This is a genomic window from Nocardiopsis dassonvillei subsp. dassonvillei DSM 43111 (assembly GCF_000092985.1).
GTDB lineage: Bacteria > Actinomycetota > Actinomycetes > Streptosporangiales > Streptosporangiaceae > Nocardiopsis > Nocardiopsis dassonvillei.
Genome location: NC_014210.1, coordinates 5,163,097 through 5,189,982, shown reverse-complemented (window position 1 = coordinate 5,189,982; position 26,886 = coordinate 5,163,097). Strand labels below are relative to the sequence as shown.

At 73.0% G+C, this 26,886-nt stretch carries 27 protein-coding genes; 17 read left to right on the top strand and 10 right to left on the bottom strand.

Translation table 11 applies throughout. The features are described from left to right. The first annotated feature begins 235 nt into the window (after positions 1-235). The 10 genes from NDAS_RS21505 (at position 236) to NDAS_RS21465 (ending at position 10,663) form a co-directional block, all read left to right on the top strand. Positions 236-1,378: a putative quinol monooxygenase gene (locus NDAS_RS21505; RefSeq protein ID WP_013155350.1), complete on the top strand. Its 1,143-nt coding sequence runs from the start codon at positions 236-238 to the stop codon at positions 1,376-1,378. A gap of 251 nt (positions 1,379-1,629) precedes the next feature. After that, on the top strand, positions 1,630-2,328 hold the full coding sequence (locus tag NDAS_RS21500; RefSeq protein WP_013155349.1) for an LmeA family phospholipid-binding protein: 699 nt from the start codon (positions 1,630-1,632) through the stop codon (positions 2,326-2,328). 181 nt (positions 2,329-2,509) lie between these two features. Then, on the top strand, positions 2,510-2,848 hold the full coding sequence (locus NDAS_RS21495) for a TlpA family protein disulfide reductase (protein ID WP_013155348.1): 339 nt from the start codon (positions 2,510-2,512) through the stop codon (positions 2,846-2,848). A 96-nt stretch (positions 2,849-2,944) separates the two neighbouring features. Beyond that, positions 2,945-3,031, top strand: coding sequence for a putative leader peptide (locus NDAS_RS29735; protein ID WP_352231633.1), 87 nt, complete (start codon positions 2,945-2,947; stop codon positions 3,029-3,031). A gap of 435 nt (positions 3,032-3,466) precedes the next feature. Then, positions 3,467-4,312, top strand: a complete 846-nt coding sequence (locus NDAS_RS21490; protein WP_013155347.1) for a sulfurtransferase — start codon at positions 3,467-3,469, stop codon at positions 4,310-4,312. Then, positions 4,309-4,614 (top strand): DUF1416 domain-containing protein, encoded by a 306-nt coding sequence (locus NDAS_RS21485; protein WP_013155346.1) that lies wholly within the window; start codon positions 4,309-4,311, stop codon positions 4,612-4,614. Before NDAS_RS21490 ends, NDAS_RS21485 begins: the two co-directional genes overlap by 4 nt. An 813-nt stretch (positions 4,615-5,427) precedes the next feature. Continuing rightward, a complete protein-coding gene (locus tag NDAS_RS21480; protein WP_013155345.1) occupies positions 5,428-7,578 on the top strand; it encodes a hypothetical protein in 2,151 nt (716 codons plus the stop codon). A 91-nt stretch (positions 7,579-7,669) separates the two neighbouring features. Further along, positions 7,670-8,926 carry a MurT ligase domain-containing protein gene (locus NDAS_RS21475; protein ID WP_013155344.1) on the top strand — a complete coding sequence of 419 codons (1,257 nt, stop codon included), beginning with the start codon at positions 7,670-7,672 and terminating at the stop codon, positions 8,924-8,926. A 10-nt stretch (positions 8,927-8,936) separates the two neighbouring features. After that, positions 8,937-9,647 (top strand): type 1 glutamine amidotransferase, encoded by a 711-nt coding sequence (locus NDAS_RS21470; RefSeq protein ID WP_013155343.1) that lies wholly within the window; start codon positions 8,937-8,939, stop codon positions 9,645-9,647. A 95-nt stretch (positions 9,648-9,742) separates the two neighbouring features. Next, a complete protein-coding gene (locus NDAS_RS21465; protein WP_013155342.1) occupies positions 9,743-10,663 on the top strand; it encodes an NADP-dependent oxidoreductase in 921 nt (306 codons plus the stop codon). Positions 10,664-10,707: 44 nt separating this feature from the next. Here the strand turns inward: NDAS_RS21465 and NDAS_RS21460 are convergent, their stop codons facing one another. Together NDAS_RS21460 and NDAS_RS21455 are read right to left on the bottom strand one after the other, a co-directional pair. After that, positions 10,708-11,115: a helix-turn-helix domain-containing protein gene (locus NDAS_RS21460; RefSeq protein WP_013155341.1), complete on the bottom strand. Its 408-nt coding sequence runs from the start codon at positions 11,113-11,115 to the stop codon at positions 10,708-10,710. Further along, a complete protein-coding gene (locus NDAS_RS21455) occupies positions 11,112-11,480 on the bottom strand; it encodes a type II toxin-antitoxin system RelE/ParE family toxin (protein WP_013155340.1) in 369 nt (122 codons plus the stop codon). Before NDAS_RS21455 ends, NDAS_RS21460 begins: the two co-directional genes overlap by 4 nt. 139 nt (positions 11,481-11,619) lie before the next feature. Here NDAS_RS21455 and NDAS_RS21450 point away from each other — a divergent pair, with 139 nt between their 5' ends. Further along, positions 11,620-12,324 carry a DUF4352 domain-containing protein gene (locus tag NDAS_RS21450; protein WP_081461766.1) on the top strand — a complete coding sequence of 235 codons (705 nt, stop codon included), beginning with the start codon at positions 11,620-11,622 and terminating at the stop codon, positions 12,322-12,324. Here NDAS_RS21450 and ygfZ read toward each other — a convergent pair. Together ygfZ and NDAS_RS21440 are read right to left on the bottom strand one after the other, a co-directional pair. Then, the gene (gene ygfZ, locus NDAS_RS21445) at positions 12,321-13,343 is read right to left on the bottom strand and encodes a CAF17-like 4Fe-4S cluster assembly/insertion protein YgfZ (RefSeq protein WP_013155338.1); all 1,023 of its coding nucleotides are present in this window, start codon (positions 13,341-13,343) and stop codon (positions 12,321-12,323) included. The two genes, NDAS_RS21450 and ygfZ, sit on opposite strands and share 4 nt — an antisense overlap. Before the next feature lie 334 nt (positions 13,344-13,677). Continuing rightward, positions 13,678-14,214 (bottom strand): nitrobindin family protein, encoded by a 537-nt coding sequence (locus NDAS_RS21440; RefSeq protein ID WP_013155337.1) that lies wholly within the window; start codon positions 14,212-14,214, stop codon positions 13,678-13,680. Between the two features lie 209 nt (positions 14,215-14,423). Here NDAS_RS21440 and NDAS_RS21435 point away from each other — a divergent pair, with 209 nt between their 5' ends. Then, on the top strand, positions 14,424-15,197 hold the full coding sequence (locus NDAS_RS21435) for a GIDE domain-containing protein (RefSeq protein WP_013155336.1): 774 nt from the start codon (positions 14,424-14,426) through the stop codon (positions 15,195-15,197). A gap of 14 nt (positions 15,198-15,211) precedes the next feature. Beyond that, complete coding sequence (locus tag NDAS_RS21430; protein ID WP_013155335.1) at positions 15,212-15,574, top strand: DsrE family protein; 363 nt, start codon at positions 15,212-15,214, stop codon at positions 15,572-15,574. 307 nt (positions 15,575-15,881) lie between these two features. Here NDAS_RS21430 and NDAS_RS21425 read toward each other — a convergent pair whose 3' ends face one another. From NDAS_RS21425 to NDAS_RS21405, 5 genes are all read right to left on the bottom strand, one after another. Next, positions 15,882-16,628 carry a phosphoglyceromutase gene (locus NDAS_RS21425; RefSeq protein ID WP_013155334.1) on the bottom strand — a complete coding sequence of 249 codons (747 nt, stop codon included), beginning with the start codon at positions 16,626-16,628 and terminating at the stop codon, positions 15,882-15,884. A gap of 80 nt (positions 16,629-16,708) precedes the next feature. Continuing rightward, on the bottom strand, positions 16,709-17,254 hold the full coding sequence (locus NDAS_RS21420) for a YbjN domain-containing protein (RefSeq protein ID WP_232051598.1): 546 nt from the start codon (positions 17,252-17,254) through the stop codon (positions 16,709-16,711). Then, positions 17,245-18,525: a D-inositol-3-phosphate glycosyltransferase gene (gene mshA, locus NDAS_RS21415; RefSeq protein WP_370013254.1), complete on the bottom strand. Its 1,281-nt coding sequence runs from the start codon at positions 18,523-18,525 to the stop codon at positions 17,245-17,247. Before mshA ends, NDAS_RS21420 begins: the two co-directional genes overlap by 10 nt. Before the next feature lie 118 nt (positions 18,526-18,643). Continuing rightward, positions 18,644-19,630 (bottom strand): alpha/beta hydrolase, encoded by a 987-nt coding sequence (locus NDAS_RS21410; RefSeq protein ID WP_013155331.1) that lies wholly within the window; start codon positions 19,628-19,630, stop codon positions 18,644-18,646. Between the two features lie 120 nt (positions 19,631-19,750). Then, on the bottom strand, positions 19,751-20,734 hold the full coding sequence (locus tag NDAS_RS21405; protein WP_013155330.1) for a YbgA family protein: 984 nt from the start codon (positions 20,732-20,734) through the stop codon (positions 19,751-19,753). A 93-nt stretch (positions 20,735-20,827) separates the two neighbouring features. Here NDAS_RS21405 and NDAS_RS21400 point away from each other — a divergent pair, with 93 nt between their 5' ends. From NDAS_RS21400 to NDAS_RS21385, 4 genes are all read left to right on the top strand, one after another. Next, complete coding sequence (locus NDAS_RS21400) at positions 20,828-22,135, top strand: cryptochrome/photolyase family protein (RefSeq protein ID WP_013155329.1); 1,308 nt, start codon at positions 20,828-20,830, stop codon at positions 22,133-22,135. A gap of 264 nt (positions 22,136-22,399) precedes the next feature. Further along, positions 22,400-22,762: a BlaI/MecI/CopY family transcriptional regulator gene (locus NDAS_RS21395; protein WP_013155328.1), complete on the top strand. Its 363-nt coding sequence runs from the start codon at positions 22,400-22,402 to the stop codon at positions 22,760-22,762. A gap of 5 nt (positions 22,763-22,767) precedes the next feature. After that, on the top strand, positions 22,768-23,712 hold the full coding sequence (locus NDAS_RS21390; RefSeq protein ID WP_013155327.1) for a M56 family metallopeptidase: 945 nt from the start codon (positions 22,768-22,770) through the stop codon (positions 23,710-23,712). A gap of 166 nt (positions 23,713-23,878) precedes the next feature. Further along, positions 23,879-24,178 (top strand): DUF2516 family protein, encoded by a 300-nt coding sequence (locus NDAS_RS21385; protein ID WP_013155326.1) that lies wholly within the window; start codon positions 23,879-23,881, stop codon positions 24,176-24,178. 13 nt (positions 24,179-24,191) lie between these two features. Here the strand turns inward: NDAS_RS21385 and NDAS_RS21380 are convergent, their stop codons facing one another. Then, complete coding sequence (locus NDAS_RS21380) at positions 24,192-26,690, bottom strand: hypothetical protein (RefSeq protein ID WP_013155325.1); 2,499 nt, start codon at positions 26,688-26,690, stop codon at positions 24,192-24,194. Positions 26,691-26,886 lie beyond the last annotated feature (196 nt).

Below are 26,886 nucleotides of genomic sequence, written 5' to 3'. Positions count from 1 at the left end.
GCTTGGGTGGGGGAAGCGGCCCTTCGGTGTCGGGGCGGCGCTCCCCGCGTAGTGCGAGCCTACGGCCACCCGCGGGCAGGGTGGGGCCCCTGGGATGCGGCGGCAAACCCGGTGATGAAGATCACAGTGTAAATCCCCGTTGTGGCCTCCACTCTGCGGGATCGCCGCCCGCACTGGCCCCCCGAATCTGCATCTAGTGCACATCCACCCGCTAACGTGCAGCATCATTGTCGGGATGGTGACGGTAGGACTGGCATTCATAAGCGCGTTGGTGGGCTGGGGCGCCACCGCCGCGCTCGCCGCGTACGCCCAGCGCCGTCCCAGTGTGGCCACGGTCGGATGGCTCGTCGCCGCACTGGGTACGACGGTCGGCCTCAGCGCGGCCGTGATCGGCGCGATGTTCGACTTCGGCGGGATCACCTTCCGGCTGCTGCATATCGGCATCAGCCTCCTGGGCCCGCTCTACATGGCCTGGGGCGCGCTGGAGTACGGCGTCCGCTCGCCCCGCGGCCGGTTCACCTCGCGGCTGTTCCTCAGCGCGTTCACCATCGTCCCCCTGGTGGTGCTGTCCGTCGACCGGGTGGGCACCCGTTTCGACGCCTCCTACCCCGCCATGGGCGACCACTACGACCTCATCCCGCGCTCGCTCGTCAACCTCGCGCAGGTCCTCGTCGCGGTCTTCCTCGTCACGGCGCTCGTCGCGGTCGCCCGGCGCGCCTCCGACCACCGCAGCACCGACCTGACGGTGCTGGGGCTGGTCGGCTTGGCCGCGCTGCTCTCCGTCGTGGTCGGCCGCTTCGGACTCGGCTTCGGGGGGCCGCTGCTGATGCTCGGCTCCGTCGCCGCGCTGTGGGGGGCCGTCGCCATGGCCGCGCGCCCGCGCCGCGACCCCTACGACGATGACGACTACTACGACGACTACGACGACGGGGGCGCGGACCCCGACGACGAACTCCCGGAGGAGCCCGTGCGCCGCAAGCGTCGCCAAGCCGACCCCTACGACGACTACTACGACGGTCCGCCGGTCCGCCAGGCGCCGCCCAGCAAACTGCGCGGCGTCATCACCATCTACACGCTCGCCGACGGCCAGGGCCCGGGTTTCGACCGCATCGCCGACGCCCTCGTCGCCCAGGTCTCCCACAGCGAGCCGGACACCCTGCTGTTCGCCTGCCACACGGTGCCCAGCGCGCCGCTCCAGCGCATCGTCTACGCGATGTACCGCGACGAGCTGGCGCAGGAGGAGCACGAGCAGCAGCCGCACGTCCTGGAGTTCGCCCGCCTCAGCCCCCAGCACGTGGTCGCCACCAACGTGATCGAACTCTCCCTCGCGGGCGCGGCGGCCAGCGACGGCCTCGCCGCCATGCTGATGCCCCGCTGAGCAGGGCCCGCAAGGCCCGTGGACGGGGCCGTGGCGCCCCTTTTCGCCCCGCGAGAGGTCTCGAACCGGTCTAGTTGTCCAGTCGGGACAAACCGGTGGAAGGCCCCGGGCGTCCAACCTGTGGTGAAGTAGCCTTTCCGACAGGTTTCCATGACCGGCGCCCGTCGGGCGCCGATGGCGTGTGACCACGACCGGCGGGATGACCCAGCCGAGAGCGCGCCGGAACGAAAGAAAGTGTGCTGGGATCTCCGATGCGTAAGTTTCTCGTCGTTCTCCTGATCCTCCTGGCGGTCGCGGTGGTTGCGGCCGACATCGGGGCACGCAGCTTCGCGCAGAACATGGTCGCGAGCCAGCTGGCCCAGCGGCTCCAGATGGCCGAGGAGCCGGAGGTGTCCATCGAGGGCTGGGCCTTCCTGCCTCAGGCCGTCGGCGGCACCTACTCCGAGGTCAACATCACCGCCGCCTCGGCCACCATGGACAGCATCACCGTCGAGCAGATCGACGTCACCGCCACCGAGGTCGACGCGCCCCCCGCAGACCTGCTCAACCAGCCGACCGTGGTGGCGGGGCAGCTGGACGGCTCCTTCACCGTCCCCTACTCCTTCTTCAACGCCTACCTCCCCGAGGGCATCACCATCACGACCGAGGGCGGCCAGCCCCGTATCACCGGTGAGCTGGCGTTCCCCGAGTTCGGCATCAGCACCTCCGTCAACGCGGGCGGCGAGTTCTCCGTCGAGGGCGACACCGTGACCGTCACCCCCGTCGACGTCCAGGTGGGCGACGCCCCCGTCGACCTCAGCGGCATGGCCGCGACCATGCTCACCTTCAGCGCCCAGGCCCCGCAGCTGCCGTTCGGCCTGACCGTCACCGAGATGGAGGCCACCTCCAGCGGCCTGCGGGTCACCGGTACCGGCTCGGACGTTCCGCTCATGGGCGCCGACGCGGTCTGAGGCCGGCCCCGGCCGCCCCGCGGCGGCGCCGCCGCGGTTCTCGCCGGACGGTACGGCCGCGGGGCCGGAGCGCACGCCCGCCACCGGGGCGCGGACCGCGCCGGGCCGACGGGCGGCCCGTGCACCGGGAGCGGCAGCAGGAGGACCGGGGAAGAGGACACGCAAGGGGAGGGGAAGCGTCATGGCGCGACAGGACGCGGACGCGGCGGGCGACGTGCTCACCGCGGAGGAGGTCGGCGCCCCGTTGGGGGAGCGGGCCACCCTCGTGCAGTTCTCCACCGCCTTCTGCCAGCCCTGCCGGGCCACCCGGCGCGTCCTCGACGAGGTCGCGGGCATGGTCGGCGGCGTCGCGCACGTGGAGGTGGACGCCGAGTCCCGTCTCGACCTCGTCCGCCGCCTGGACGTCACGGGCACCCCCACCGTCCTGGTCCTGGACGCCTCCGGCCGCGTGGTGCGCCGGGCGGCGGGCCAGCCCCGCAAGGCGGACGTGATCGCCGCGATCGGCGCTGCCGTCCTCTGAACGGCCTCCCCGAGGACGCCGCACCGACGCGGACGACATCTCTGTGATCCAGGCCACCAGTGACAAACGCGTAACGGGGCCTGTAGCGTCTCCGGTGTGACCTCTTTGACGAGCGCGTATCTGACGAAGCGACGGGCAGTGGACTTCTGCCGCGTCGCCACCGCGCTCTGTCTGTGTCCCTAGGGCGGACGGGCCCCGGAGCCCACGCCCCCTCCGTGCGACTGGTTCTCCTCTTCCGTGTACGCATCTGGGGACAGCACACATGCGGGTCGACCCTCACGGGCAGCGCCTCGCGCCTGCCCTGACCACTTCCGTACCAGCCGGAGCCCCGGCAGCCGCCGACCTTCGCGTCCTCGGCCGCCGTCCTCCGTCCCGCGCGGGCGCGGTGGTCGGGAGGGTCCGGCAACCGCTCCGCAGCCCGCTGTCCGCGTTCCCCGTACGCCCGGGATCCGGCGTGCCCCGACCCGTGGGAGCACGTCCGGCGGCCCCGGCCCGTGCCGGAACCGGGAGTCCCGCACCACTCCGCAGACTTTCCACATCCCCCGCTCCCGGGACGGCAGCCCCCGGGAGCACCGACCCGCACACGCGACACCGCACAAGAAACACAGGAGGTTCCCCATGAGCCGCTCCGACGTCCTCGTGGACGCCGACTGGGTGGAGGCTCACCTGGACGACGCCGACGTGGTCCTGGTCGAGGTCGACGAGGACACGTCCGCGTACGACAAGGGCCACATCCCCGGCGCCGTCAAGATCGACTGGAAGACGGACCTCCAGGACCCGGTCCGCCGCGACTTCGTGGACCGCACCGGTTTCGAGAAGCTGCTGTCCGCCAAGGGCATCGGCAACGACGACCAGGTCATCCTGTACGGCGGCAACAACAACTGGTTCGCCGCCTACGCGTACTGGTACTTCAAGCTCTACGGCCACACCAACGTCCGCCTGCTGGACGGCGGCCGCAAGAAGTGGGAGCTCGACTCCCGCGAGCTCGTCAAGGAGGTCCCCGAGCGGGCCGCCACCCAGTACACCGCCCAGGAGCAGGACGCCTCGATCCGCGCCTTCCGCGACGAGGTCGTGCAGGCCATCGGCACCAAGGACCTGGTCGACGTGCGCTCGCCCGACGAGTTCACCGGCAAGCTGCTCGCTCCCGCGCACCTGCCGCAGGAGACCTCGCAGCGCCCGGGCCACATCCCGACCGCGCGCAACATCCCGTGGGCCAAGACGGCCAACGAGGACGGCACCTTCAAGACCGCCGACGAGCTGCGCGAGCTCTACACCGGCGCGGGCGTGGACCTGGACAAGGACATCATCGCCTACTGCCGGATCGGCGAGCGCTCCTCGCACACCTGGTTCGCCCTGCACGAGATCCTGGGCCTGGAGAACGTCAAGAACTACGACGGCTCGTGGACCGAGTACGGCTCCCTCGTGGGCGTCCCGGTCGAGCTGGGGGAGGCCGAGGCCAAGTGAGCGACAGCTGCGGAGCGCCGGTCGGCGGGGTCGCCCTCGCCGACGTCGACGCCGGGAACCAGGCGGTCATCCAGGGCACGGTCACCCGTGACGGACAGCCGCTGAGCGGGGCCTACGCCCGCCTGCTGAACGACTCCGACGACTTCGTCGGAGAGGTGGCCACCGGCGAGGAGGGCACGTTCCGCTTCTTCGCCGCCGACGGCTCCTGGAAGGTGCGCGTGCTCGCCTCGAAGGGCTTCACCGGCGAGTACGCGGTGCAGGCCGAGGTGGGCAAGGTCATCGACCTCCAGGTGCAGGCCTAGACGGCCGGGCGACCTCAGGCGTACGGGGCGCCGGTGCCGACGGGAGACCGTCCGGCACCGGCGCCCCGCGCCGTTGCGGACCCCGTCCGTCCCGGGGGCGGCCCTCGGGTTCCCGAGGCGGGCACGGGGCTGACGGAGGACGGGGCGGGGGAGTGGGCCGGGGCCCCGCCGCACCGCTCTTGCGACCCTGCGCCGCTGCTCCCGGTCCGCCCCGGACCACATCCCCTCCTCCGCGCACGAGGCGGAGGGCGGCCAGAGCGGGCGTCCGTTGCGGCGGCGCCACCGTTGGCTCATGACCGCGGACACGATCAACATGGCCAGGACGACGACCATCAGGGCGAGAAGCGCGGCGTACAGGTAGACCTCGGGAATGGGGGGTCACTCCTCGGAAGGGGGGCGTCCTCTCTTCTTCTGTCCCCCTTCCCCTGCCCCCGGGGGAGGCGCTGACACGGCGGCCCCCGCCACCGGCGCCGGGAACGGGCGCGCACCGTCCGTGCGCCCCTCGTCGCGCGGCCCTCCGGGAGCAGGAGCCGGGTCGCGTGACCCCTCAGCCTCCACCGGGTTCGCGACGCGTTTTCCACAGGTCCGGGGCGGGGCTGGAAAGCGGTGCGCGCTGCTGCTTGACTGAGATCGACGGCCACTCCACCCGCGCCCACCGGCACCCTCCCGTGCCCGTGACCGGTTCCGGCGGGGCCGTGACGAGCGCGGCGGGCGGGTGACGGCATTCCGCCCACGCTCCGGCCCGGCCCGGAGCCCCGCGTGATCGAATCCCCGGCCGCCCCCCGCGACGGCCGGTCAGGAGGTGTTCGGACGGTGCCCAACCCCCGTTCGGGAGGAGCGTCCCGAGGAGAGGCCGGACGTACCTACGTCGGCTGGCGGCACGCCGTGCTCCTGCCGCCTCCCGGGCCGGCCCCGCGGCGGCCGACCCCGGCCGACGCCGAGACCGTCAGCGAGGAGTGGATCGCCGCCCAGCGCGACAGCGAGGCCCAGACCAACCGGCCCCTGTACTTCGCCCTGGCCGGGCTCTGCCTCCTTACCCTGCTGCTGCCGCTGCTGTGGACCCTGCGCATCCTTCCCGGCAGCTTCGCCCTCGGCGGCGTGTTCGCCTGCGCCGCCATCGCCGCGCCGATCGCCTTCGCCCTCGTCCAGAGCCGCCAGGTCGTCGCAGCCCGGTTGGAAAGGGCCAGGGAGCGCCTGGCCGCCGAACGCGACGAGCGCGACCGGATCCTGCGCGAACAACAGCACGAGCACGCCCGCAGGTACACCGAGTGGCAGGCGGCCTCGCGGGCCTACGAGGCGCAGCCGCTCTGGTACGGGGTGACCGTCCCCGCCGACAGGGGCACCGTCGTCGTGGTGGGCGGCGACGACGCCGGATGGTCGGCGCTGCTCGCCACCGTCGGGGTCTCCCGGCTGCGCGAGGGCGGCGACCTCACCGTGGTCGACCTCACCGGGCACTCCGTGGCCCGCGAACTCGTCCGGTTGGCCCGCCGCTGCGCCGTCGCCCCGCGCAGGTGGGTGCTCCCCGCCGACCTGCCCCGGATGACCCTGGGCACCAACCTGGACGCGGGCCAGCGCGCGCGCATCCTCTCCGCGGTCGCGTCCGCCTCCGGCGGCACCGCGGAGGCCGACGCCGACGAGACGCTCCTGCTGCGCCTCCTGGAGGTCCTGGGGCCGCACGCGGGGATCGCCGAACTCATCGGCGGCCTGCGCGCCCTGCTCACCCCGGAGGAGGACGCGGCCGAGGACGACCCCGCGCTCGCCCTGCTCACGCCGGGGCAGCGGGCCCGGGTGCGCGAGCGCTGCGGCGACGGGCCGCGCATCGGGGAGCGGGCCTGGGAGCTGGAGCGCCGCCTGAGCCCCTTCGAGGCCGTCGGCACCCGGGCGGACGACAACGACTACGCGCAGGTCAAGATCATCTCCACCGACCGGGCCTCCGGTGAGACCGCCGCGCGCGTCTACGGCACCTACGCCGTGTCCGCGCTCAGCGAGCTGCTGGAGGCGCCCGAGCCCAGGAACGCCGACGGCAGACGCCCCCGCGTGCGCCCGGACCGCACCCGCACCGTCGTGGTCTGCGGCGCCGAGTCCCTCCCCGAGGGGGAGATCGACCAGGTCCTCGCCGCGGCGGCCGACGGCGGGGTGGAGGTCGTCCTGATGTTCCGCACGGCCGTCCCCGCCGCGCTCGCCCGGTTCGCCGACCCCGCCTGCCTGCCGGTGGTGATGCGTCAGGACGGGGGTTCGGCGGAGGCCGTCGAACGCTCCGTGGCCGCGGCGCCCGGTGTCGCCGGGCACGACCCCGGCGGGCTGCGGGTGCACCGCCTCACCGAGGCGGTCGGCGGGGCCGTGGGCGGCGCGGCCACGGGCGAGCCGGAGGACCCCGACGCCGAGGTGGAGGCCGACGACCGGTTCTTCCCCTCCCCGCACACCGAGTCCGGCGCGGTGATCCGCAACGCCGCGGCGGCGGTCGCGCCCCTGGACCTCGTCCGCCATGTGAGATCCGCCACCGCGTGGGGGCGGGCCACCCTTCAGGAGGCCGGCACCGGCGGGTCCGCCGGTACCGGGGACGACGGCGCGGCACCCGGGCGCCCCTGCGGCCTGGACGCCGAGTCGCTGCGCGGACTCCCCGCCACGGCGGCCGTGGTCCTGACCGCCGACGGTCCCGTGCTGGCCGACACCAACCCGGGTATCCTCACCCTGTCCACAGCCACACTCGCCACGGTGGACGACTCCCGGAACACCGGTGACACACCGGGCGTTGGAGGCGGTGGCGCCGCGGCCGCGGCCGCGAGGGGGCGCGGTACCGGAGGCGTCCGCCCCCGGGTCCCGACCGCGGACCCCGACGCCCTGACCGACACACCCGACGGCACCGCCGCCGCGGGCGGGGCTCCCGCGCCCACGGGGGCAGTGGAGGACGGGGTGCCGCCCAACCTGGGACCGCCGCCCGAGAGGTTGGACTGGCGGGTCTGACCCCGGGTGGACACTAGGCTTGGCCCGACACACCGCCCGCCGCCTCCCAGGAGCGAACGGCGCGGGTGGTCCAGCACTTACTGGAGAGTAGATGAGCGAGCTTCCCCTGCGCGCCCAACTGGCATCGGTTCTGGGAAGGAGCGCGGCCAGCCTGTCCCGTGCCACCGGACGCGGAGACGGCTCCGTCATCGGCGGCCGGGTGGCGCTCAAGGTCGAACCCGACCTGCTCGCCAAGCTCGCCCGGGGCCGCAGGCTCGCCCTGGTCAGCGCCACCAACGGCAAGACCACCACCACCAGGCTCATCTCGCACGCCCTGCGCGAGTTCGGCGACGTGGCCACCAACGAGCACGGCGCGAACATGCCCACCGGGCACATCACGGCTCTGTCGAACAACCAGTCCGCCGTCAACGGCGTGCTGGAGGTGGACGAGAAGTACCTCCCGCAGGTGCTGCTCGCCACGCAGCCCGCGTTCGTGGTGCTGATGAACCTCAGCCGCGACCAGATGGACCGCGCCTCCGAGATCAACCTGCTCGCCAAGAAGTGGCGCCTCGCGCTGGGCAAGAGCAACGCCCACGTCATCGCCAACGCCGACGACCCGCTCGTGGCCTGGGCGGGCCTGGGCGCGCCCAACGCCACCTGGGTGTCCGCGGGTCAGCGCTGGAAGGAGGACTCCTGGTGCTGCCCCGAGTGCGGCGGCCACCTCAAGCGCGACGTGGACCCGCACTGGGCCTGCCCCGAGTGCGGGCTGGCCCGCCCCGCGACCACCTGGGCGGTGGACAACGCCTCCGACTCCCTCCTCACCCCGGAGGGCCAGAGCATCAAGCTGCGGCTGAACCTGCCCGGTGACGCCAACCGCTCCAACGCCGCGATCGCCGCGGCCACCGCCGCCGGGTACGGCATCCACCCCGAGCGCACCGTGGAGCGGCTGCGCGAGATCACCTCCGTCGCGGGCCGCTACACCTCCGTGGTGACCATGGGCGTCGAGGTGCGGCTGCTGCTCTCCAAGAACCCCGCCGGATGGCTGGAGTCCTTCGCCGTCCTCGACCCGCCCCACACCCCGGTGATCCTCTCGGTCAACGCGCAGGTCCCCGACGGCAAGGACACCTCCTGGCTGTGGGACGTGGACTACACCGTCCTGCGCGGACGCCGCGTGTTCGTCATGGGCGAGCGCCGCACCGATCTCGCGCTGCGCCTGGAGACCGACGGCGTGCGGTTCGAGGTGGCCGACCGGGTCGACGAGGTCCTGGGCCGCATCAAGGCCGACCAGCCGGGCATCACCAAGGTCGACCTCATCGCCAACTACACCGCCTTCCAGCAGATCCGCACGGCGTACGGCCGCGTCCAGTAGGGAGACACCCATGACGAACACCAGCGCCCTGCGGATCGTGTGGATCTACCCCGATCTGCTGAGCACCTACGGGGACCAGGGCAACGTCCTGATCCTCAAGCGCCGCGCCGAACTGCGCGGCATCCCCACCGAGATCGTGCACGTCCACTCCAGCGACTCCGTCCCCGAGCAGGGCGACATCTACCTGCTCGGCGGCGGCGAGGACCGGCCGCAGATCCTGGCCGCCGAGCGCCTGCGCGCCGACGGCGGCCTCGCCCGCGCCGCCGCCCGCGGCGCCTGCGTCTTCGCGGTGTGCGCCGGGTACCAGATCATCGGCGAGACCTACGGCGACGACGAGGCCAATCCGCTCCCCGGCGTGGGCATCCTCGACATCCGCAGCGGCCGCGGCCAGACCCGCGCGGTCGGCGAGATCGTCGCGGACGTGGACCCGGCCCTGGGTGTGGGCCGGATCACCGGCTTCGAGAACCACCAGGGCCGCACGGCCATCGGCCCCTCGGCCCGGCCGCTGTCCACCACGGTGCGCGGCATCGGCAACGACGACCGCACCGAGGGCGCCTACCAGGGCCAGGTGCTGGGCACCTACCTGCACGGCCCCGCCCTGCCGCGCAACCCGCAGCTGGCCGACCTCCTGCTGCGCTGGCGCGTGGGCCAGGTGGCCCCGCTCGCCCCCTCCTGGGGGGAGCGCCTGCACGACGAGCGCCTCGCCGCCGCGATGCGCTGACACCGCGTCCCGGAGGGCCCGACGGGTGAGTCCCGTCGGGCCCTCCGTGTCCTTTCGCACGGAATGAACTCCGGGACGCGACCGCTGTTGTGTGCATGAAGGCAATCGCACTACAGCAGTACGGATCGGCCGACGACCTCGCCCTGGTGGACCTTCCCGACCCGAAGGTCGCCCCGAGCGAGGTCCTCATCCGGGTACGGGCCGCGGGGGTCAACCCCGTGGACTGGAAGCTCGCGGCGGGCGGCCTGGACGCCCTCTTCGAGACGGACTTCCCGCTCATCCCCGGCTGGGACGTCGCCGGTGTCGTCGAGGCGGTCGGACCCGACGCGCACGAGTACCAGGTCGGTGACGAGGTCTACGGCTACGCCCGCAAGGACTGGGCCAAGAACGGCACCTACGCCGAGCTGGTGTCGGCCAGCGTGCGCATGCTCGCACCCAAGCCGCGGTCGCTGAGCTGGCAGGAGAGCGCCGGTGTCCCGCTGGCGGGCCTCACCGCCCTCCAGTCCGTCGAACGGGCGGGGGTCGGCTCCGGTGACACGGTGCTCGTCCACGCCGCGGCGGGCGGCGTCGGAGCGTTCGGCGTCCAGATCGCCGTCGCCCGCGGCGCACGCGTCATCGGTACCGCCAGCGAGCGCAACCACGACTTCCTGCGGTCCCTGGGCGCCGAACCCGTGGTCTACGGGGACGGCCTCGTCGACCGCGTCCGGGCACTGGCCCCGGACGGCGTCGACGCGGTGCTCGACTTCGTCGGCGGGGGAGTGGTCCAGGAGCCGGTGCCGCTGACGGGCGGCCCCACGCGGATCGTGTCCATCGCGGACCCGAGCGTCCAGGAACTGGGCGGGCACTGGCTGTGGGTGCGCCCTGACTCCGAGGACCTCGCCGAGCTGGCACGCCTGGCCGACGACGGCAGGCTCACCGTGCACGTGGACCGCGAGTTCCCGCTGTCCGAGGCGGCCGAGGCCTGGCGCCTGAGCCAGGCCGGACGCACCCGGGGAAAGATCGTCCTCACCGTCTGACCAGCCCCCGACGGGCCCGGCCGCACCGGCCGGGCCCGTCGTTCTCACGCGGCGTCTCGCTTGTCCGCGGAGGCGTCGGCCTCCTCCGCGGTTCCGGTCGCGGCAGCGGCGTCGCTTCCGGGGATGTCGAGCGTGACGCTCAGCGGACCCTGATCAACCCTCAGGTGCAGTTCGCCGCCGATGGCGCTGATGTAGGACCGCAGGAGTTCCAGGCTGTCGATCCGCCCGTGCTCGATCTGGGAGATCCGCGCCTGGCTCACTCCCATGATCTGGGCGACCTCCTTCTGGGTCCTTCCGCTCTCCTTGCGCAGGGAGGAGAGCGCGTAACCCTGACGCTCGGCTTCGATACGGGCGGTTTCCGCATCGAAGACAGCCTGGGCTTCCTCAGAGGCGAACCAGGGGTCCTGCTTTTCGGACTCCGCTTGGATCTCTCGCCAACTACGCGCCTTCATGCCTGCTCATCCTTTCGCCGCCTCAGATGTTCCAGATAGCGCTGTTCTGCCACCGGGATGTTCTTCTGATACCACCTGTTCCACTGCCCGGACTTGTCACCGGCCACCAAGAGCACCGCCTGCCGCTCTGGATCGAACACGAAAAGCACACGGATCTCGCTTCTTCCTGAGGAGCCAGGGCGAAGTTCCTTGAGGTTGTGTATCCGACTGCCTTTAACCCTGTCGGCTAGCGGACGTGTCAGGTCAGGACCGTGGCTTTCCAGTTGGCTGAGAGCAGCGTCAAACCGCGTCGCGGTGACCGGGTCATCAGCCCGGAGTTTGAGGTACCACTCCTCAACGGGCTCCAACATCAAGATTTCCCACATACAGGAGAACATAATGATGTTCTTATGTCCAGTGGGGTGGAACGGGAAAAGTGCTGACTGGGCAGGGCTGCCTGGCGGCTGACCAGGGAGAAGGCGCCTCGGGGTGGAATGAACCACGGGTGCCGTGCGTCACACCAGCATGAGCAGCAGAGGCCGTCACCCACCACCGTCCAGAGGGCCCGGCTCCGTCGTACGGGCCCTGGCCGCACCCGTCGCCGTCCTCCTGGCCGGAGCCGGGTGCGTGGTCACCGTGGTCTCGCTGGAGCGCGCCCCGCTCCCCGAGGCCCGGCTGGTGCTGGAACAGTCGGAACCAGAGCCCAGTACCGCCCAGGAGCCCGCCACACCGGATCCCTCAGCGCCGGGTCCCTCCGTGCCGGACTCGGCCCCGCCGGACCCGGGACCCGAGCAGGAGGAGCCGCCCGGGGGCGGGGCGGAGTCCGATCCGCAGCCGGTGCCGCCGGAGTCCTACACCGGGGCCTCCGCCGTCTTCGACACCTTCCTGGTGGAGGTGGAGACGGCCTACACCGACACCACCGTCACCGACGGGATGGGGGCCTCCGCCGTCGCGCCCCCGGACTCCGAGTACCACGTCTACCGGCTCGACGTCACCAACCAGGGCTCCGAGCCCGCGGTCTTCGACACCTACGGGACCATCGGCGTGACCACCGAGGGCCTGGAGTACGCCAACGACGTCGACGCCGAGATCGTCGTGGCGTGGGACTACTTCTGGGACGAGATCAACCCCGGGGAGAGCGTCACCACCCACATCCTGTTCCTGGCGCCGACCGGGACCGAGTTCGCCGAGGTCCACATCGGCGGACGTAGCCTCCTCGAACCGAATTAACGCGGACGGCGGCGCAGCTCGATCTTGGCGTTGGCGCCCGTGTCCGGGTCGACCACGACCTCCTGACCGGCGGCGATGCCGTCCACCACCAGGTCGGCGTCGGTGGGGGCCGAGCGCTTGACCACGCCCAGGGCGATCGGCCCCAGCTCGTGGTGGCGGGCCGACGTGCCCACCCGGCCCACGGAGCGCCCGTCCAGCTCGATGGCGGCCCCCACCTGCGGCAGGCGCTCGGCGGTGCCGTCCAGGTGCAGCATGACCAGACGGCGCGGCGGACGGCCCAGGTTGTGCACCCGCGCCACCGTCTCCTGGCCCGGGTAGCAGCCCTTCTCCAGGTGCACCGCGCGGCCCACCCAGTCCACCTCGTGCGGGATGGTGCGGTCGTCGGTGTCCAGACCCGCGCGCACCCGGTGCTCCGCGATCCGGTTCGCCTCGTAGGCCCACATGCCCGCCGGGCGCGCCCCGGCCGCCGTGAGCGCCTCCGCGGCCCCGACGAGCCGTTCGGCGGGCACGAACAGGTCGGTCTCGCCCTCGACCGCGCGCGCGGTCACGTCACCGAGCGACGCGGCCTCCACGGCCTTGGCGCGGTCCGGACCGAGCACGCTCAGCACCGCGTGGGAACCGCTCAGGTCCTCCACCTCGACACGCAGCATGAACCGCATCGAGTCGAGGAACCCCGCCAGCTCCGGGCCGTCCCCCGGCTCGGTGTGGATCCAGGTGGCCTCGCCGTCGTCCACCAGCGACAGGTGGTGCCGCAGGTGTCCCTTGGTGTCCAGGACCAGCGCCTCGGTGGCGGTGCCCGGGGCCAGGCCCCGGGTCAGCTGGCTGGTGAGGTCGTTGAGCCAGCCCAGGCGGTCGGGGCCGGTCACCCGCACCACGCCCCGGTTGCTCCGGTCGACCCACGCGCTCGAACGTTCGGCGGCGCGTCCCTCGTGCGCGGGGTCGCCGTAGTGCGCGGCGACTCCGGTGTCGGGGGACTCGGCGCTCACGGCGCCCGGTGTGCTCAGCAGCGGCGAAGTCATACCAGCGAGACTAGTCGGCCTGCCAAGGGAGCGGAAACGCCGTCCCCACCTGCGGTTTCGCGCACAGAAAAAACATTTGCCCCGCCTCCGGAACGGGACGTAGTGTCGGAGGCACGCAAGAAAGGAGGTGGTCCAAGAGATGGTTGATCTTAGGACTGGCGAGGTGGCCGTCCGCTAGGACGACGCTCGCGTTCGCGCGACGTCGTTCGCAGCGAATCCCAGACGGACACCCGGACCCCGGGCCGCCGGAACTCGTCCGACCGGCCCCGCCCCAGCGGCGGGAGCAGCCCGGGGTCTGCCCATGCCCGGACCGGCCCCGGCCACTCGGCCCCGACTACTTCGAGCCGACCCTCTTGAGCTGGGCCGACATGTACGAGCGCAGGCCGTGGCCGCGCGCCGCCAGGTCCCAGGCGTACCCCAGCGTCTCCCGGTTGTCGCCGAACAGGCCGTACAGCCGGTGCGAGGCGGTCGCGTCGATTCCGGTCTCGGTGTGCACCACCGCGTCGGTGGACATCTCCACCCGGTTCGCGAACACGTTGCCCAGGTAGACCTCGTTGAAGCCCTCGGGGTGCGCGATCAGCACCTCCAGGTGCACGACGGGCTCACCCTCCTTGGGCTCCGCGCCCGTCTCGGGCCGCACCCGCCAGTAGCCCGACTCCTCGGTGACCAGCTCACCGCGGGTGCCCTCCGGGTTCATCCGCCAGGCCCGGCTCGTGAAGGTCAGGTAGGGCAGGCCCGCGTTGTGCGCGAACTCGATCTCCTGGCCGAACTGGAACTCCTCCACGTCGGCGTAACCGGCGACGCCCACGCCCTCCCAACGGCCGAGCAGGAAGGACAGTTTCGCCAGATCGGGGTGTACCTCAGCGTCCATATCCCCAGAGCGTAGCGGCGGCTGGAGGCGGCGGTGACCGCCGACGGCGCACCGTGGCCTCCGCCACTCCCCGGCCCCGGTCTGGACATGCCCAATTGGCCCCGCTTTCCCGGAGAACTGGTAAAGATTGTCAGCAGCGCGGTGCGGCCACGGGGCGTGTTCTGCCGACCGCGCCTAGACCTCCGACGTGTTCTCCAAAGGGGCGGCCTGTGTTACTGGTGATCGGTTCGGCGCTGCTCGTGGCCGCGGTGGTCCTCCTCCCCCTGACCCTGATCGCCCTGCGGCGCTGGCTGCGTCAGCGGGGACTGGCCCAGCTGCGCCCGGGCGTGCTGGCGGCCAGGGAGGGGCAGCGGGTCACGCTCACCGGTGTCGCCGCTCCCGGTCCCGACGGTCCCATCTCCTCCGGCCTGGCCGGTGCCGAGTGCGTCTGGCACGGCCACGAGGTGCTGCGCCACTACTGGCCGCTCAACCGCGACCCGTCCGAGGGCGCGGTCCGCGAACGGGCCTGCGACTCCATCGCCGACTACGGTTCCGAGGACCTGTTCGGCATCGTCGCCGAGGGTCGCCCCGGCGACGGCGACCGGATCTTCGTCGACCCGGGCGACACCGAGCCGCGCGGCGCCGAGCTGTGCCTCAAGCGCGTGGTGGGGCGTCCGCAGCCGGGTGTGGCCTCACCCGCGGACGACCTGCTACCCCGCGTGCGCGGCCGCATCTCGGGCGTCTTCCGGGGCGAGACCATCGAGTTCGAGTACCGCGAGTGGGTGATCCGGCCGGGCGCCCGCATCCGTGTCACGGGCCGGGTCCAGGTGCGCGAGGGCCGCGTGGTCCTGGCCGCCCCCGAGGACGGGACGTTCAGCATCGAGCACGGTGTGGAAGACCAGCCGGTGCGGGTCTCCCCGCGCCGCACCGAGGCCCTCGCGCTCACCATCGCCCTCGCGGTCTGCTCGATCGCGGGCGCCGTGCTGACCGCCGCGGCGCTCTGAGTAGGCTGACGGGCATGTCTCGTTCCTTGGTAATCAAGGTCACCGCCGGGGAGGACGACCCCGAGCGGTGCAACCAGGCGTTCACGGTGGCCGCCGCCGCCCTGGCCAGCGGCGTCGGGGTCTCCCTCTGGCTGACCGGTGAGTCGGCGTGGTTCGCGGTCCCCGGCCGCGCCGAGCGGTTCTCCCTCCCGCACGCGGCCCCCCTCAAGGACCTGCTCGACGCGGTGCTCGCCGCGGGCCGGGTGACGGTGTGCACCCAGTGCGCCGCCCGACGCGACCTGACCGTGGACGACCTGATCCGGGGCGTGCGCATCGCCGGGGCGCCGTCCTTCGTCGAGGAGGCAGTCCAGGACGGCGCGCAGGCCCTCGTCTACTGAGGCGGGGAGCGTTGTCCACAGGCCGCGAACGGCCCTGGCGCGGCCCCTCCTCCGAGACCTAGCGTGGTAAAGGGGGAGGCCGCGCCTCCGCCCGCACCGCCATGCCCTCACGCGGCCCGCTCCCCACGCGGCCTCCGACGGAGCCCCGCCCGGCACTCGTCCGCTCCCCACGCGGCACTCGCCCGCACCCCGCGCGACTCCCGACGGCGCCCCACACGCTCCTCGCCCACGTCCTGCCCGGCCCCCGACAGCACAGTGCCCGCACCGCCAAAGGCGGCGCGGGCACGGCGACGGGATCGGGCGGGCGTTACTTCTTGCCCTGGTTGGCGACGGCCTCGATGGCGGACTTGGCCGCCTCCGGGTCGAGGTAGGTGCCGCCGGGGTTGGTCGGCTTGAACTGGTCGTCCAGGTCGTAGCGCAGCGGGATGCCCGTCGGGATGTTCAGCCCGGCGATGTCGGCGTCGCTGACGCCGTCCAGGTGCTTGACCAGCGCGCGCAGCGAGTTGCCGTGCGCGGCGACCAGCACGGTCTTGCCCGCGGCCAGGTCCGGCACGATCGAGTCGTACCAGTACGGCAGGGCGCGGTCCAGCACGTCCTTGAGGCACTCGGTGCGCGGCAGCAGCTCCGGCGGCAGCTCGCCGTAGCGGGCGTCACCGGCCTGCGAGTAGGTGTCGTCGTCCGCGATGGGCGGCGGCGGGGTGTCGTAGGAGCGGCGCCAGATCATGAACTGCTCTTCGCCGTACTCCTCGCGCGTCTGCGCCTTGTCCTTGCCCTGCAGTGCGCCGTAGTGGCGCTCGTTGAGGCGCCAGGTGCGCTCGACCGGCAGCCAGTGCAGGTCGGCGGTCTCCAGGGCGAGGTTCGCGGTGCGGATCGCGCGCTTGAGCAGGGAGGTGTAGACCACGTCCGGCCGTACGCCGGCCTCCTTGAGCAGCTCGCCGCCCCGGCGGGCCTCCTCCTCGCCCGTCGCGGACAGGTCCACGTCCACCCAGCCGGTGAACAGGCCCTTCGCGTTCCAGACGCTCTCACCGTGTCGCAGCAGTACCAGAGTTCCCATGGGGGCAAGCCTAGCCACCCGGGCACCGCGCTCGGGCGTCCGCCCGCCCCTTGCGGGGGAGCGGCCGCGACCGGGCCGCCCTATCCCTCGTCCCGGGGCTCGACCAGGTGCGCGAACGCCCGCAGATTGCGCATGTCGTGGCCGCGCTCGGCACGCCAGCGCCACTCCTTGCGGATGGCCGACGCGAACCCGCGCTCCAGCGCGCCGTTGAAGTTCTCGTCCGAGTAGGTGAGCACGCACCCCAGCAGCCGGTCGACCTCGTCGGGGGTGACGCCCTCCAGCGGCAGGCGGCCGCGGATGTAGACGTCGCCGACCTCGTCCGCGACGAAGGCCATCCCGTACATGTCGGCGCTGCGGCGCATCAGCCACAGGTAGAAGTCGGCGTGGTTCTCGTCGGGCTGACGGCAGAAGAACGACGTCAGGGTGAGGCTGTGCGGCCCCACCTCCAGCCACACCAGGGTCTTGAGCTTGGCCTTCCCCGGCAGGGTGACCAGGAACGACCCCTCGCGGGGGCGCTCCACCTCCAGCTCGGCCTCCGCCACGGCCGAGGAGACCGCCTTGGCCGCGGCGTCGCGGGCAGCGTCCCTGTCCACCTCGTACTTCCCCTCCTCCTCGGTCACCGGCACGCCGCCAGGGGCAGCGCCCGGGGGGCGGTGCACGCCCGGTACACGTCCAGCAGTTCGTCGACGGTCCGCGACCAGCCCAGGGTGGCGGCGTGCTCGGGCGCCGCCATCGCCAGCTTGGCACGCCACGCCGGTTCGGCGATCATCCGGTGCAGTTCGGCCGCGTAGTCGTCCGGGTTGTGCCCCCGTACCAGGACACCGGACACCCCGTCGGCCACGGCCGTGGTCAGGCCGCCCACGCGCGCGGCCAGGACCGGGGTGCCGCACGCCTGGGACTCCACCGCCACCAGGCCGAACGACTCGGAGTAGGACGGCACCACGGTCACCGCGGCCGCGCGGTAGTAGTCGGCCAGACGCTCGCGGGTCTGCGGCGGCTCGATCCGCACCACGTCCGCCACGCCCAGGGAGCGGGCCAGGTCGGTGAGCAGGCCGGGCTCGCGCATCCCGCCGCCCGACAGGCCGCCGACCACGCCCACCACCAGGCGCGAACGCAGTGAGGGGTCGCGCTCCAGCAGCGCGGCGGCGGCCCGGATGAGCACGTCGGGGGCCTTCAACCGCTGCACGCGCCCCACGAACAGCAGGAGTTCGGTGCCCGCGGGCAGTCCGATCCGCGCCAGCGCGTCCCGGCGCGAACCGGGGCTGAACACCTCCAGGTCCACACCCGGGGGGATGACGCTGATCTGGCCGTCGCGGGCGCCGTAGTGCTCCCGGAGCTGGCGGGCCTCGTCGTCGGTGTTGGCGATGAGCCGGTCGGCCTGGCGGACCAGCTGGTCCTCCCCGCGCAACCGGGCCTCGGGCTCGGGCTCGTCGCCGTCGGCCAGGGAGGCGTTCTTCACCCGGGCCATGGTGTGCATGGACTGCACCAGGGGCACGCCCCAGCGGCGGGCGGCCACCACACCGGCCTGGCCGGACAGCCAGTAGTGCCCGTGCACGAGGTCGTAGTGGTCGGGTTCGTTCTGCGCCTCGGCCCGCAGCATCCCGAAGATGAACGGACACAGGTGCTCGGCGAGGGTGTTCTTGTCCAGGCGGCCGTAGGGCCCCGCGGGCACGTGCCGCACGTTCACGCCCGGGGCCAGCTCCACCACCGGCGGAAGGTCGGCCCGGGTCGCGCGGGTGAACACGTCCACGGCCACGCCGCGTTCGGCCATGCGCCGGGCCACCTCGACCACGTACACGTTCATGCCTCCGGCGTCGCCGGTGCCGGGCTGGTCGAGCGGGGAGGTGTGCAGACTGACGGTAGCCACCCGGGACGGGACCGCCGTCTGCTCAACGATTCCAGACACCGGGGGTCCCTTCAGGTCGTGTGCGCAGCCGCTGTCGTCAACAGCGACGAAGGTACACACTGTTCCCCGCCGCTCCGTCCGAGGGGGCCGGGTGCGCACACCGCGTGACCTACGGTGCGGAACTCCAGCCCGAGACCAGGAAGTCCACGGCGTCGGGGAAGGAGCGCTTCCAGGTCGTGAAGTCGTGGCCCCCGTGCGGGTGGAGCGTGGCGACCGTCATACCGCGTTCGGTGAGCAGGCCGGCGAAGCGCTCGGCCTCCCCGTGGATGCTGCCCCGCTGGAGCGGTGTGTGGTCCTCGGTGCCCTCCACCAGCATGAACCTGAGGTCGCGCACCCCCTGCGAACCGAGCAGCCGGTCGGGGGAGTGCGGCCCGGTGTCGCCGCCGAAGACGCCGTACGGGTCGTCCACCCGGAAGTACCCGGCCCAGGACACCACCTGGGTGTAGAGGTCGGGGTGGCGCAGCGCCAGCGCCGCCGCCCCGTACCCGCCCATGGAGAACCCGCCGACGGCGCGCAGCGCACGGGGGCGCGTGTGCTCGCCCTCGACGGCCTCCACGGCCGCGCCGGTGACGAAGCTCTCCAGCGCGAACCCCCCGTCGGCGGCGTCGCCCCACTCGGTGGTGGCTCCCCCGCTCTCCTGGCCGTAGGGGGCGGCGATGACGAACTCGACCCCCGAACGGCACATCTGCCGGTCCAGGAGCGCGCCGACGTCCTCGTCCATGAGCGTCTCGTGGGTGGAGGCCGACCCGTGCAGCAGGTAGAGCACGGGCAGGTCCGCGCTGTCGGGGCCCGAGGGGCGCCGGATCCACAGGGGACGGCCGCCCTCGGGGGCGCCGGTGTCGGGCAGGGTGACGACCTCGTCCCTGCCGGGTGCGGCGCAGGCCGAGACCTGACCGGGACGCGGCAGGGGCGCGGAGGGCCCCTGGATCGGGGAGAGCAGCGTCCTGCTGTGGGCCAGTCGGGGCTCGGGGCCCGGGTCGGGTTCGAGCCGCTCCGTCAGTTCCTCGGGCGGGACCGTGGCCAGCGTGGCGGCTGCCGTGGCGACCACGCAGGAGGAGACGAGCACGAAGACCCGCCGGAAGAAGGACGCGAACACACCGAAACCTCAGGGTCGGGTCAGTGGCACCCTGTCGGGGGACCGGAGGAATATCACTGAGTGTAACCGGTCATGTGTCTTCGGGCACAACTCGGGGGGAAAACGCCCCTCTCCCCGTGATCAGACCGTGACGGCGTGCCGCAGCCGGAGGTCGTCCGGGTACGGGCGCAGGTAGGTCTGGTCGCGGGCCCACTCGACGTCCTCCGCCGCGCAGTGGTGGCGCAGCAGCGCCACCGGGACGCTCAGCGGCACCTGCTCCCGCCGGTAGTCCTCGATCGCCCCCAGCAGGTCGTGCCTGCGGGCGTCGTCCAGCAGCGCGCTCAGCATCCCGAAGGCGTGCTGGAGGGCGTTGACGTGCTTGCCCCGGCTCGGCCGCACGGCCATCGCCCGGTGGAAGGCGTCGGTGTAGGCCGCCCGGACCTCCTCGGGGTCGTCTGCGCCCGCGCGGGCCACGATCCTTCCCGTCTCCCGGTAGCCCTCCGGGGAGTGCGACATCAGCTGGAGCTTCTGGCGGCTGTGGAACGCCACCAGGTCGCGCGGACGCCAGTCCGACTCCCACAGGTGGCGCAGCCGCGCGTGCGCGAAGACGCGCTGGGCGAACAGCTCACGCAGCACGGGGTCCATCAGGCGGCCCTGCTCCTCCACCGGAAGGGAGGGCAGCAGCTCGGTGAGCCGCTGGGCGAAGGCGCCACGGCCCCTGCCGTCCACCCGGCCGCCGCCCTGGTCGAACACGGGCAGGGCGAACAGGCCGCAACTGGGCGACTTGTTCTTGAGCACGTACCCGTCCAGGTGGCGCAGCTGGGCCAGGTGGTGGTCGGCGACCTCGGCCAGCTCCTCGGTGCGGTCGGCGCCGTCCGCGCTGGAGACCACCCGGTCCAGCCCCTCCCGGCGCTGCAGGCGCAGGGTGGGGCGCGGGACGCCCAGGCCGATCTCCGCCTCCGGGCAGACCGGCAGCCAGTCCACGTGCCGGTCGAGCTCGTCGGTGAGGAAACGCGAACGTGAGTGCCCGCCGTTGTAGCGGACCGGAGCGCCGAGCAGGCAGCTGGACACCCCGACCCTGGGGCGGACCGGCGTGTCGGGCAGCGGAGGAAGCCGTGTGGTCATGCGACCTTCCTACCCGGTCAGCGCCCTGAGCACCGGCTTTTCCCCGAAGGATCTAGAGTGTCCACGCGAACACGTCCAGTGAAGGAGTGCCGGTTGGCGTCCGCCACCATCGTCCTGTTCACACAGGACCTCCGCGTCCACGACCACCCCGCCCTGGCCGCCGCGGTCGAGCGCCCCGGCCCGACCCTGCCGGTCTTCGTGCTGGACCCCGCGGTGGCCGGCCGGTCCGTCCGCAACCGAGCCGCCCTGCTCGCCGACGCCCTCGCCGACCTGAGGGCCGCACTGCGCGAGCGCGGCGCCGACCTGGTCCTCCTCCGGGGCGACACCGTCCGTGAGGTCGCCGCCCTGGCCCGGGCCAGCGGGGCCGACACCGTCCACGTCACCGACGGCGTCAGCTCCCTCGCCGCGCGGCGCGCGCGACGCCTGCGCGCGACCGGCCTGACCGTGCGGGCCTTCCCGGGGCTCACCGTGGTCCCGCCGGGGGAGGTCACCCCGGCGGGCGGCGACCACTACAAGGTGTTCACGCCCTACTGGAAGGCCTGGGAGGCCGCCGCGTGGCGCGATCCGGTCGCGCCGCCGGACCGTGTGGTCCTGCCCGAGGGGGTCCGGCCCGGCGAGCTGCCCGGACGCGGGACGGACGGTCTGGGCGCGCTCGCTGAGGACCTGCCGCGGGGAGGGGAGCGCGCGGCCCGCGAGCGCCTGGACGCCTGGCTGTCGTCCGGGCTGGCGGCCTACCCCGACCGGCACGACGACCTGCCGGGCGCGGCCACCTCTCACCTGTCCGCCGACCTGCGCCTGGGCTGCCTGTCGCCGTTGGAGGCCGCCCTGGCCGCCTCACCCCTGGCCGGGGGAGAGGCGTTCGTCCGCCAGCTCGCCTGGCGCGACTTCCACCACCAGGTCACCGCGGCCTTCCCGGCGGTGAACGTCCGCGACTACCGGCCCCGGGACAGGAAATGGCGCGAGGACCCCGACGCCTTGGACGCCTGGAAGCGGGGGCGGACCGGCGTTCCGGTCGTGGACGCAGGAATGCGCCAGCTGCTGCGCGAGGGGTTCGTGCACAACCGGGCGCGCATGATCACCGCGGCGTTCCTCACCCGGACCCTGCGCGTGCACTGGCGCGAGGGCGCCGACCACTTCCACGCCCACCTCGTGGACGGGGACGTGGCCAACAACTACGGCAACTGGCAGTGGGTCGCGGGCACGGGCAACGACACCCGGCCCAACAGGGCGTTCAACCCGCTGCGCCAGGCCCGCAGGTTCGACCCCGAGGGCGTGTACGTCCGCCGCTACCTGCCCGAACTGGCCGATCTCCCGGGCGGGCGCGCGCACACGCCCTGGCGGGAGGAGCACCCGCCCCCCGGATATCCGGCGCCGATCGCCGACCCCGGCCACTGGGGCTGACCCGCCGCCGGACCCGGCGCGGACACGTGTCCCGCCGGATCGGCCGTCGGTCCGCCGGAACCCGGGCGCGCGCGGGCGCGTGACCAGGGCCGCTCCGGTCTCGGGGAGCACCCTCCGGGGCCGTCGCCCAAGGGGCCTCGGGCCGGGTGCGGGGGAGGCCGATCCCACCCCGTTCCGGGGCCGGTATCCCTTGTCCCGTAGGCGATGAGGATTTAACCTGGGGGTACGACAACGGGTAGTACGACTCCAAGTAGAATCACGGGTATGAATCGGCTTGGCGAACTTGAGCGCGCGGTGATGGATGTACTGTGGTCACGGAACGAACCAATGACGGTTCGTGAGGTCGGCAAGGCTCTGGCCGAGCGCGACCTGGCGCACACGACCGTCATGACCGTGCTCGACAGGCTCGCCAAGAAGAAGGTCGTCACCCGGGCACGTGAGGGTCGCGCGTGGCGCTACCGCCCGGCAGCCAGCCGTGAGGCATACGTCTCCGAGTTGATGTTCGACGCTCTCGGACAGACCGGGGACCGCGACGCCGCCCTGGCCGCCTTCGTCCAGTCCATGGACGGCGAGCAGGCTGAAGCGCTCCGGCGCGCACTCGCGGAAACCGAGCAGCCAAGGAACTAGTCCGTATGGTCAGTGCCGCACTTCTCACCCTCGTCGCGGTCTGCTGTCTCATCGCGATGGAAGGCCTCCACCGGGCCAAGTGGCCCTCGCGGGGGCCCTACACGGCCGTGATCACCTGGCAGGCACTCGGGCTCGCCTGGGGCGTGTCCACCATCGGCGCGCTGCTGGCCTTCGGGCTCTCCTCCTACCAGCTCGGCGCGGCCGGGGGCTCCATGGCCCTGGCCACGGACATCGTGACCGGTGAGCTGCTGCTCGCCGAACTCTCCCAGGGACTTGAGGGCGTCAGCCACATCGTGGCCGTGGTCCTGGCCGTCGTGCTGACCCTGGTGCTCTTCTACGGCCTGGTCTCCTCCTTCCTGCACGTGGTCCGCGTCCGCCGACGCCACCACGACCTCCTCGAACTCATCGCCAGCGAGCACCCCGACGTGCCCGGCGCCCGCGTGCTCGACCACCCGGCCGCCGCCGCGTACTGCCTTCCTGGCGTGCTGCGCTCGCAGGTGGTCATCAGCGCCGGGGCCCTGGCGGTCCTGGACAACCGCGAGCTGGCCGCCGTCCTGGCCCACGAGCACGCCCACCTGCGCCAGCGCCACGACCTCGTGCTGCTGCCCTTCTCCTCGCTCAAGCGCGCCTTCCCGCGGTTCCGCCTGGTCCGCACCTACTACGAGAGCGTGGCGCTGCTCATCGAGATGTGCGCCGACGACCAGGCCCGGCGCAAGAGCTCCTCGCGCGAGCTGGCCATGGCGCTGCTGCGCTTCGGCGCCGCCGGACCGGCCCCGGTGCCCGCCGGGGCGATGGCGGCCGTGCCCGACGCCGAACCCGGGGTGATGCGGCGGGTCAACCGCCTCCTGCACCCCGACAACGAACTGCCCTACCACGCGGGCGCCTTCATCATGGGCGGTTCCGCCTTCCTGCTGGCCGCGGTCACCTGCCTCTGGCACATCCCGCTGTGACCCTCCCGGCCGCCGGTCGCGCCCGCGCGCGGCCCGCTGCCGCCGCCGACCGCGATCCCGGCGCGTGTGTGACACCCGCCTCCGCGGGCACGATCAACGCGTCCCATCCGTTTACGGTGGAGAGCGGGCGGACTCCCCGCTCGGAACGTCGTCGGGAGTGTGCGTTTTGTTCGGACTGATCTGGCACGCCATCTATCTAGTCACCTTCGTGGCGAGTCTGTACGCGCTGATCGAGGCGGTCCGCACGCCGGCCGCGGCCTTCGAACTGATGGACAAGCAGACCAAGAAGCTGTGGGTCATCCTCACCGGTGTCGCCACGGCGCTCTCGCTGCTGGCCGTGTTCTCCGGCCGCGGGATGTTCGTCATCCTCGGCCTGGTCGCCACCCTCGTCTTCCTGCTGGACGTGCGTCCGGCGGTCAAGGGCGTGGGCGGCAACAGCAACAACGGCCCCTACGGCCCCTGGTAGGCCTCCCCAGGTCTCATCCCGTGCTTCCGGCCGGGGCCTCGTGCCCCGTGCTCCCGGAGGAGGCCTCACGCCGTGCCTGCGCCTCCATGCCGTCCAGCACCCGCCGCAGCTCCGCGGAGTAGGCGGGGTCGCCCGTGTAGTAGGAGTGGCCCAGGATCTCCGGGCGTCTGGCCTCGCCGGGCAGGGCGTCGTAGGAGCGCGGGTCCGGCAGGGGCTCGGCCCGCTCCACCACGCGCGTGCTCCGGGATCCGCCGGAGGAGTCGAGCGTCCGGACCGGCCCGGCGATCGCGTCGGTGACCCGCCACAGGTTGCGCCAGTCCGTCACCCGCTCCCGCAGGTCCGCGAACGGTCCCGGCCCGAAGTAGGCCGGGAAGTAGCGGGCGTACAGGCGGTCCAGCGGTGAGCCGTGCGTGATGAGCGCGATCCGGCCCAGGCAGTCGGTGGGCAGCTGCCAGACCGTGGCCGCCGCCAGCACCGAGCCCTGCGAGTGTCCCGACAGCACCACGTCCGTGCCCTCCCGGCACAGCAGGGCCACCCGGGCGCACAGCTGGGGCACGGCCCGCTCCGCGTAGGAGGGCGGCGCCAGCGGGTGGGCCGCCCGGGGCCAGAACGTGCCCACGTCCCACACCGAGCCGACCGCCTGCCGCGTGGGCCGGTCGCGGTAGGCGCTGCGTCCGATCCACGCCAGCGCCACCAGGGCGGCGCCGCCCAGCAGGGAGCCGACGCCGATCAGCCCCGACACCGTCCCCTGGGCGAACCCCCGTACCTCGCCGGGCACGGCGGCCGCGTCCGACACGGCCGTCGTCACCGAGGCCGGACCCGCCGCCAGGTGCCCCGAGAGCGTGGAGGACAGCACGAGCACGCCCAGCGCCACCACCGGGAGCAGGAAGGCCGCCAGCACCCACGGCAGCACCTCCGTCATCCGGCCCATCGCCCGCGCGTGGGCGATGTCCCAGGTGCGGCGGTCGCGCACGCTGCGCGCGTAGTCCTCGGTGACCCCCGCCAGGTGCGACCGGGTGTCGCGGCGCAGCAGCAGCGCCAGCACCCCCACCACGACCAGCGCGATGGCCGCCTCCAACGCGAACGCCAGCTGGAGCCAGGAGTAGGCGGCCGGTACCGACAGCGGCAGGCAGTCCACCTCGGGGGTGGCCAGGGAACCGCAGCCGCTCAGTGCCAGCGACCCCTGGTAGACGAGCGCGGCCGAGAAACCGCCGCCGAGCAGGGCGCCCAGGGCCGCCGTGGCCGGGCCCGCGAGGCCGCGCATCGCCGCGCCGCCGTGGGAGCGGTCGGCGGCGAACAGGAACAGCGCCGCCGCCAGCATCACCAGCACCAGGGCCGCCTGGACCGCGAACAGCGTGTTGAGGATCGCCCCGTTGCCGGGCAGCCGCCCCGACGCCGTCCACTCCGGGCGGGGCCAGAGCGCGTACGCGGCCACCGCCAGCCCCAGGACCAGGGTGGCGTCGCGCAGCAGGCGGCAGATCCGGTCGGCCCGGGCGTTCCAGCGCGGGTCGGTGCCCGGGACCAGCACGCTCAGGGTGCTCAGGGTGACCACCGCCGCCAGCAGGGCGGCCAGGAGGGTGCCGACGATCCACGGCCCCGACCCGTCGGGCGGACCCGCCGTCGCCGGGCCCAGGTCGTGCCGCAGCGCCGGTACGACCAGCAGGGCGGCCACCGTGCCCAGGGCCGCCGAGATGTGCGCCGAGCGCAGCCGGGCCATGGTCTCGCTGTTGCGCCAGAAACCCTTGTGGCTCAGCGGGGCGGCGGCGCTGGGGCGGGGCGGTATCGGGCTCTCCACGACCTCGTAGTCGGCGGCCGTGCGCCGCGACAGCAGCCACAGCACCACGATCAGCGCCACCGGCAGCACCGTGCCCACCAGCAGGGCCGGGCCCGGCGCGGACAGCACCGAGGAGGGTGAGCCCAGGAAGGCCAGCCAGGGGCGGGCCCGCACGCACTCCTCGCCCTGGCCGGAGGCGCACTGCCAGGCCACCAGGTCCATGCCGATCCCCGCCGCGGCCAGGGTGATGAGCACCGTCAGGGACAGCGCCAGCAGCCGCACGCTCCCGCCGTAGGCGTTGTTGGCCAGCAGCCGCGCCCCCGCGGGGTCGCGGTCCATCCGCCCGGGCCGCATCCAGTACGCCACGTTGACGAGCATGAACGGCAGCAGCAGCAGCCAGAACGCCCGGGAGGAACGTCCGGAGGTGAGGTTGCCCCAGGCGAAGATCTCCCGGCGCACGCCCGGAAGGGTCTTGGTGTCGGACTCGCGGCGCCAGCGGAAGAACCCCGCCAGGCGGTCGCCGCCCACGCGCATCGCGGGTTCGACGTCCAGCAGTTCCTCGGCCTGGCCGCCGCTGACGCCGTGTACGCGCAGCTCGACCCGCTCGCACGCGGGGGAGCCGGGGCCGGTCGGGACGGGCGGTGGAGTGGCGTCGTCGGGGGAGGGCTCGGGGGAGTGGGGAGCGGGGGAGGTCGGTTCGGGCTCGTACGGGCTGAGGGGTTCGGCGAGGTCCGACATACGAAGCATCCTGCCACGCTCCGTATCCGCGCGACAGCGGTACTTCGAACCTGTGGACAACGCCGGGGGAACTCCGCCCTGGGGAGGCGGCACCCCGGGGAGGCGCCTCCCCCGGGCGCGCGGAGGACCCGCACGTGAGGACACGCCGCGTACGGGGCGCGGCGCCCACGGGTGCCGGCACGCGCTGTCCGCCGAC

Coding starts and splice junctions, on each gene's coding strand:
- NDAS_RS21505 (WP_013155350.1), top strand. CDS start 236: ATGGTGACGGTAGGACTGGCATTCATAAGCGCGTTGGTGGGCTGGGGC.
- NDAS_RS21500 (WP_013155349.1), top strand. CDS start 1,630: ATGCGTAAGTTTCTCGTCGTTCTCCTGATCCTCCTGGCGGTCGCGGTG.
- NDAS_RS21495 (WP_013155348.1), top strand. CDS start 2,510: ATGGCGCGACAGGACGCGGACGCGGCGGGCGACGTGCTCACCGCGGAG.
- NDAS_RS21490 (WP_013155347.1), top strand. CDS start 3,467: ATGAGCCGCTCCGACGTCCTCGTGGACGCCGACTGGGTGGAGGCTCAC.
- NDAS_RS21475 (WP_013155344.1), top strand. CDS start 7,670: ATGAGCGAGCTTCCCCTGCGCGCCCAACTGGCATCGGTTCTGGGAAGG.
- NDAS_RS21470 (WP_013155343.1), top strand. CDS start 8,937: ATGACGAACACCAGCGCCCTGCGGATCGTGTGGATCTACCCCGATCTG.
- NDAS_RS21465 (WP_013155342.1), top strand. CDS start 9,743: ATGAAGGCAATCGCACTACAGCAGTACGGATCGGCCGACGACCTCGCC.
- NDAS_RS21460 (WP_013155341.1), bottom strand. CDS start 11,115: ATGAAGGCGCGTAGTTGGCGAGAGATCCAAGCGGAGTCCGAAAAGCAG.
- NDAS_RS21455 (WP_013155340.1), bottom strand. CDS start 11,480: ATGTGGGAAATCTTGATGTTGGAGCCCGTTGAGGAGTGGTACCTCAAA.
- NDAS_RS21450 (WP_081461766.1), top strand. CDS start 11,620: ATGAGCAGCAGAGGCCGTCACCCACCACCGTCCAGAGGGCCCGGCTCC.
- ygfZ (WP_013155338.1), bottom strand. CDS start 13,343: ATGACTTCGCCGCTGCTGAGCACACCGGGCGCCGTGAGCGCCGAGTCC.
- NDAS_RS21440 (WP_013155337.1), bottom strand. CDS start 14,214: ATGGACGCTGAGGTACACCCCGATCTGGCGAAACTGTCCTTCCTGCTC.
- NDAS_RS21430 (WP_013155335.1), top strand. CDS start 15,212: ATGTCTCGTTCCTTGGTAATCAAGGTCACCGCCGGGGAGGACGACCCC.
- NDAS_RS21425 (WP_013155334.1), bottom strand. CDS start 16,628: ATGGGAACTCTGGTACTGCTGCGACACGGTGAGAGCGTCTGGAACGCG.
- NDAS_RS21405 (WP_013155330.1), bottom strand. CDS start 20,734: ATGACCACACGGCTTCCTCCGCTGCCCGACACGCCGGTCCGCCCCAGG.
- NDAS_RS21395 (WP_013155328.1), top strand. CDS start 22,400: ATGAATCGGCTTGGCGAACTTGAGCGCGCGGTGATGGATGTACTGTGG.
- NDAS_RS21390 (WP_013155327.1), top strand. CDS start 22,768: ATGGTCAGTGCCGCACTTCTCACCCTCGTCGCGGTCTGCTGTCTCATC.
- NDAS_RS21380 (WP_013155325.1), bottom strand. CDS start 26,690: ATGTCGGACCTCGCCGAACCCCTCAGCCCGTACGAGCCCGAACCGACC.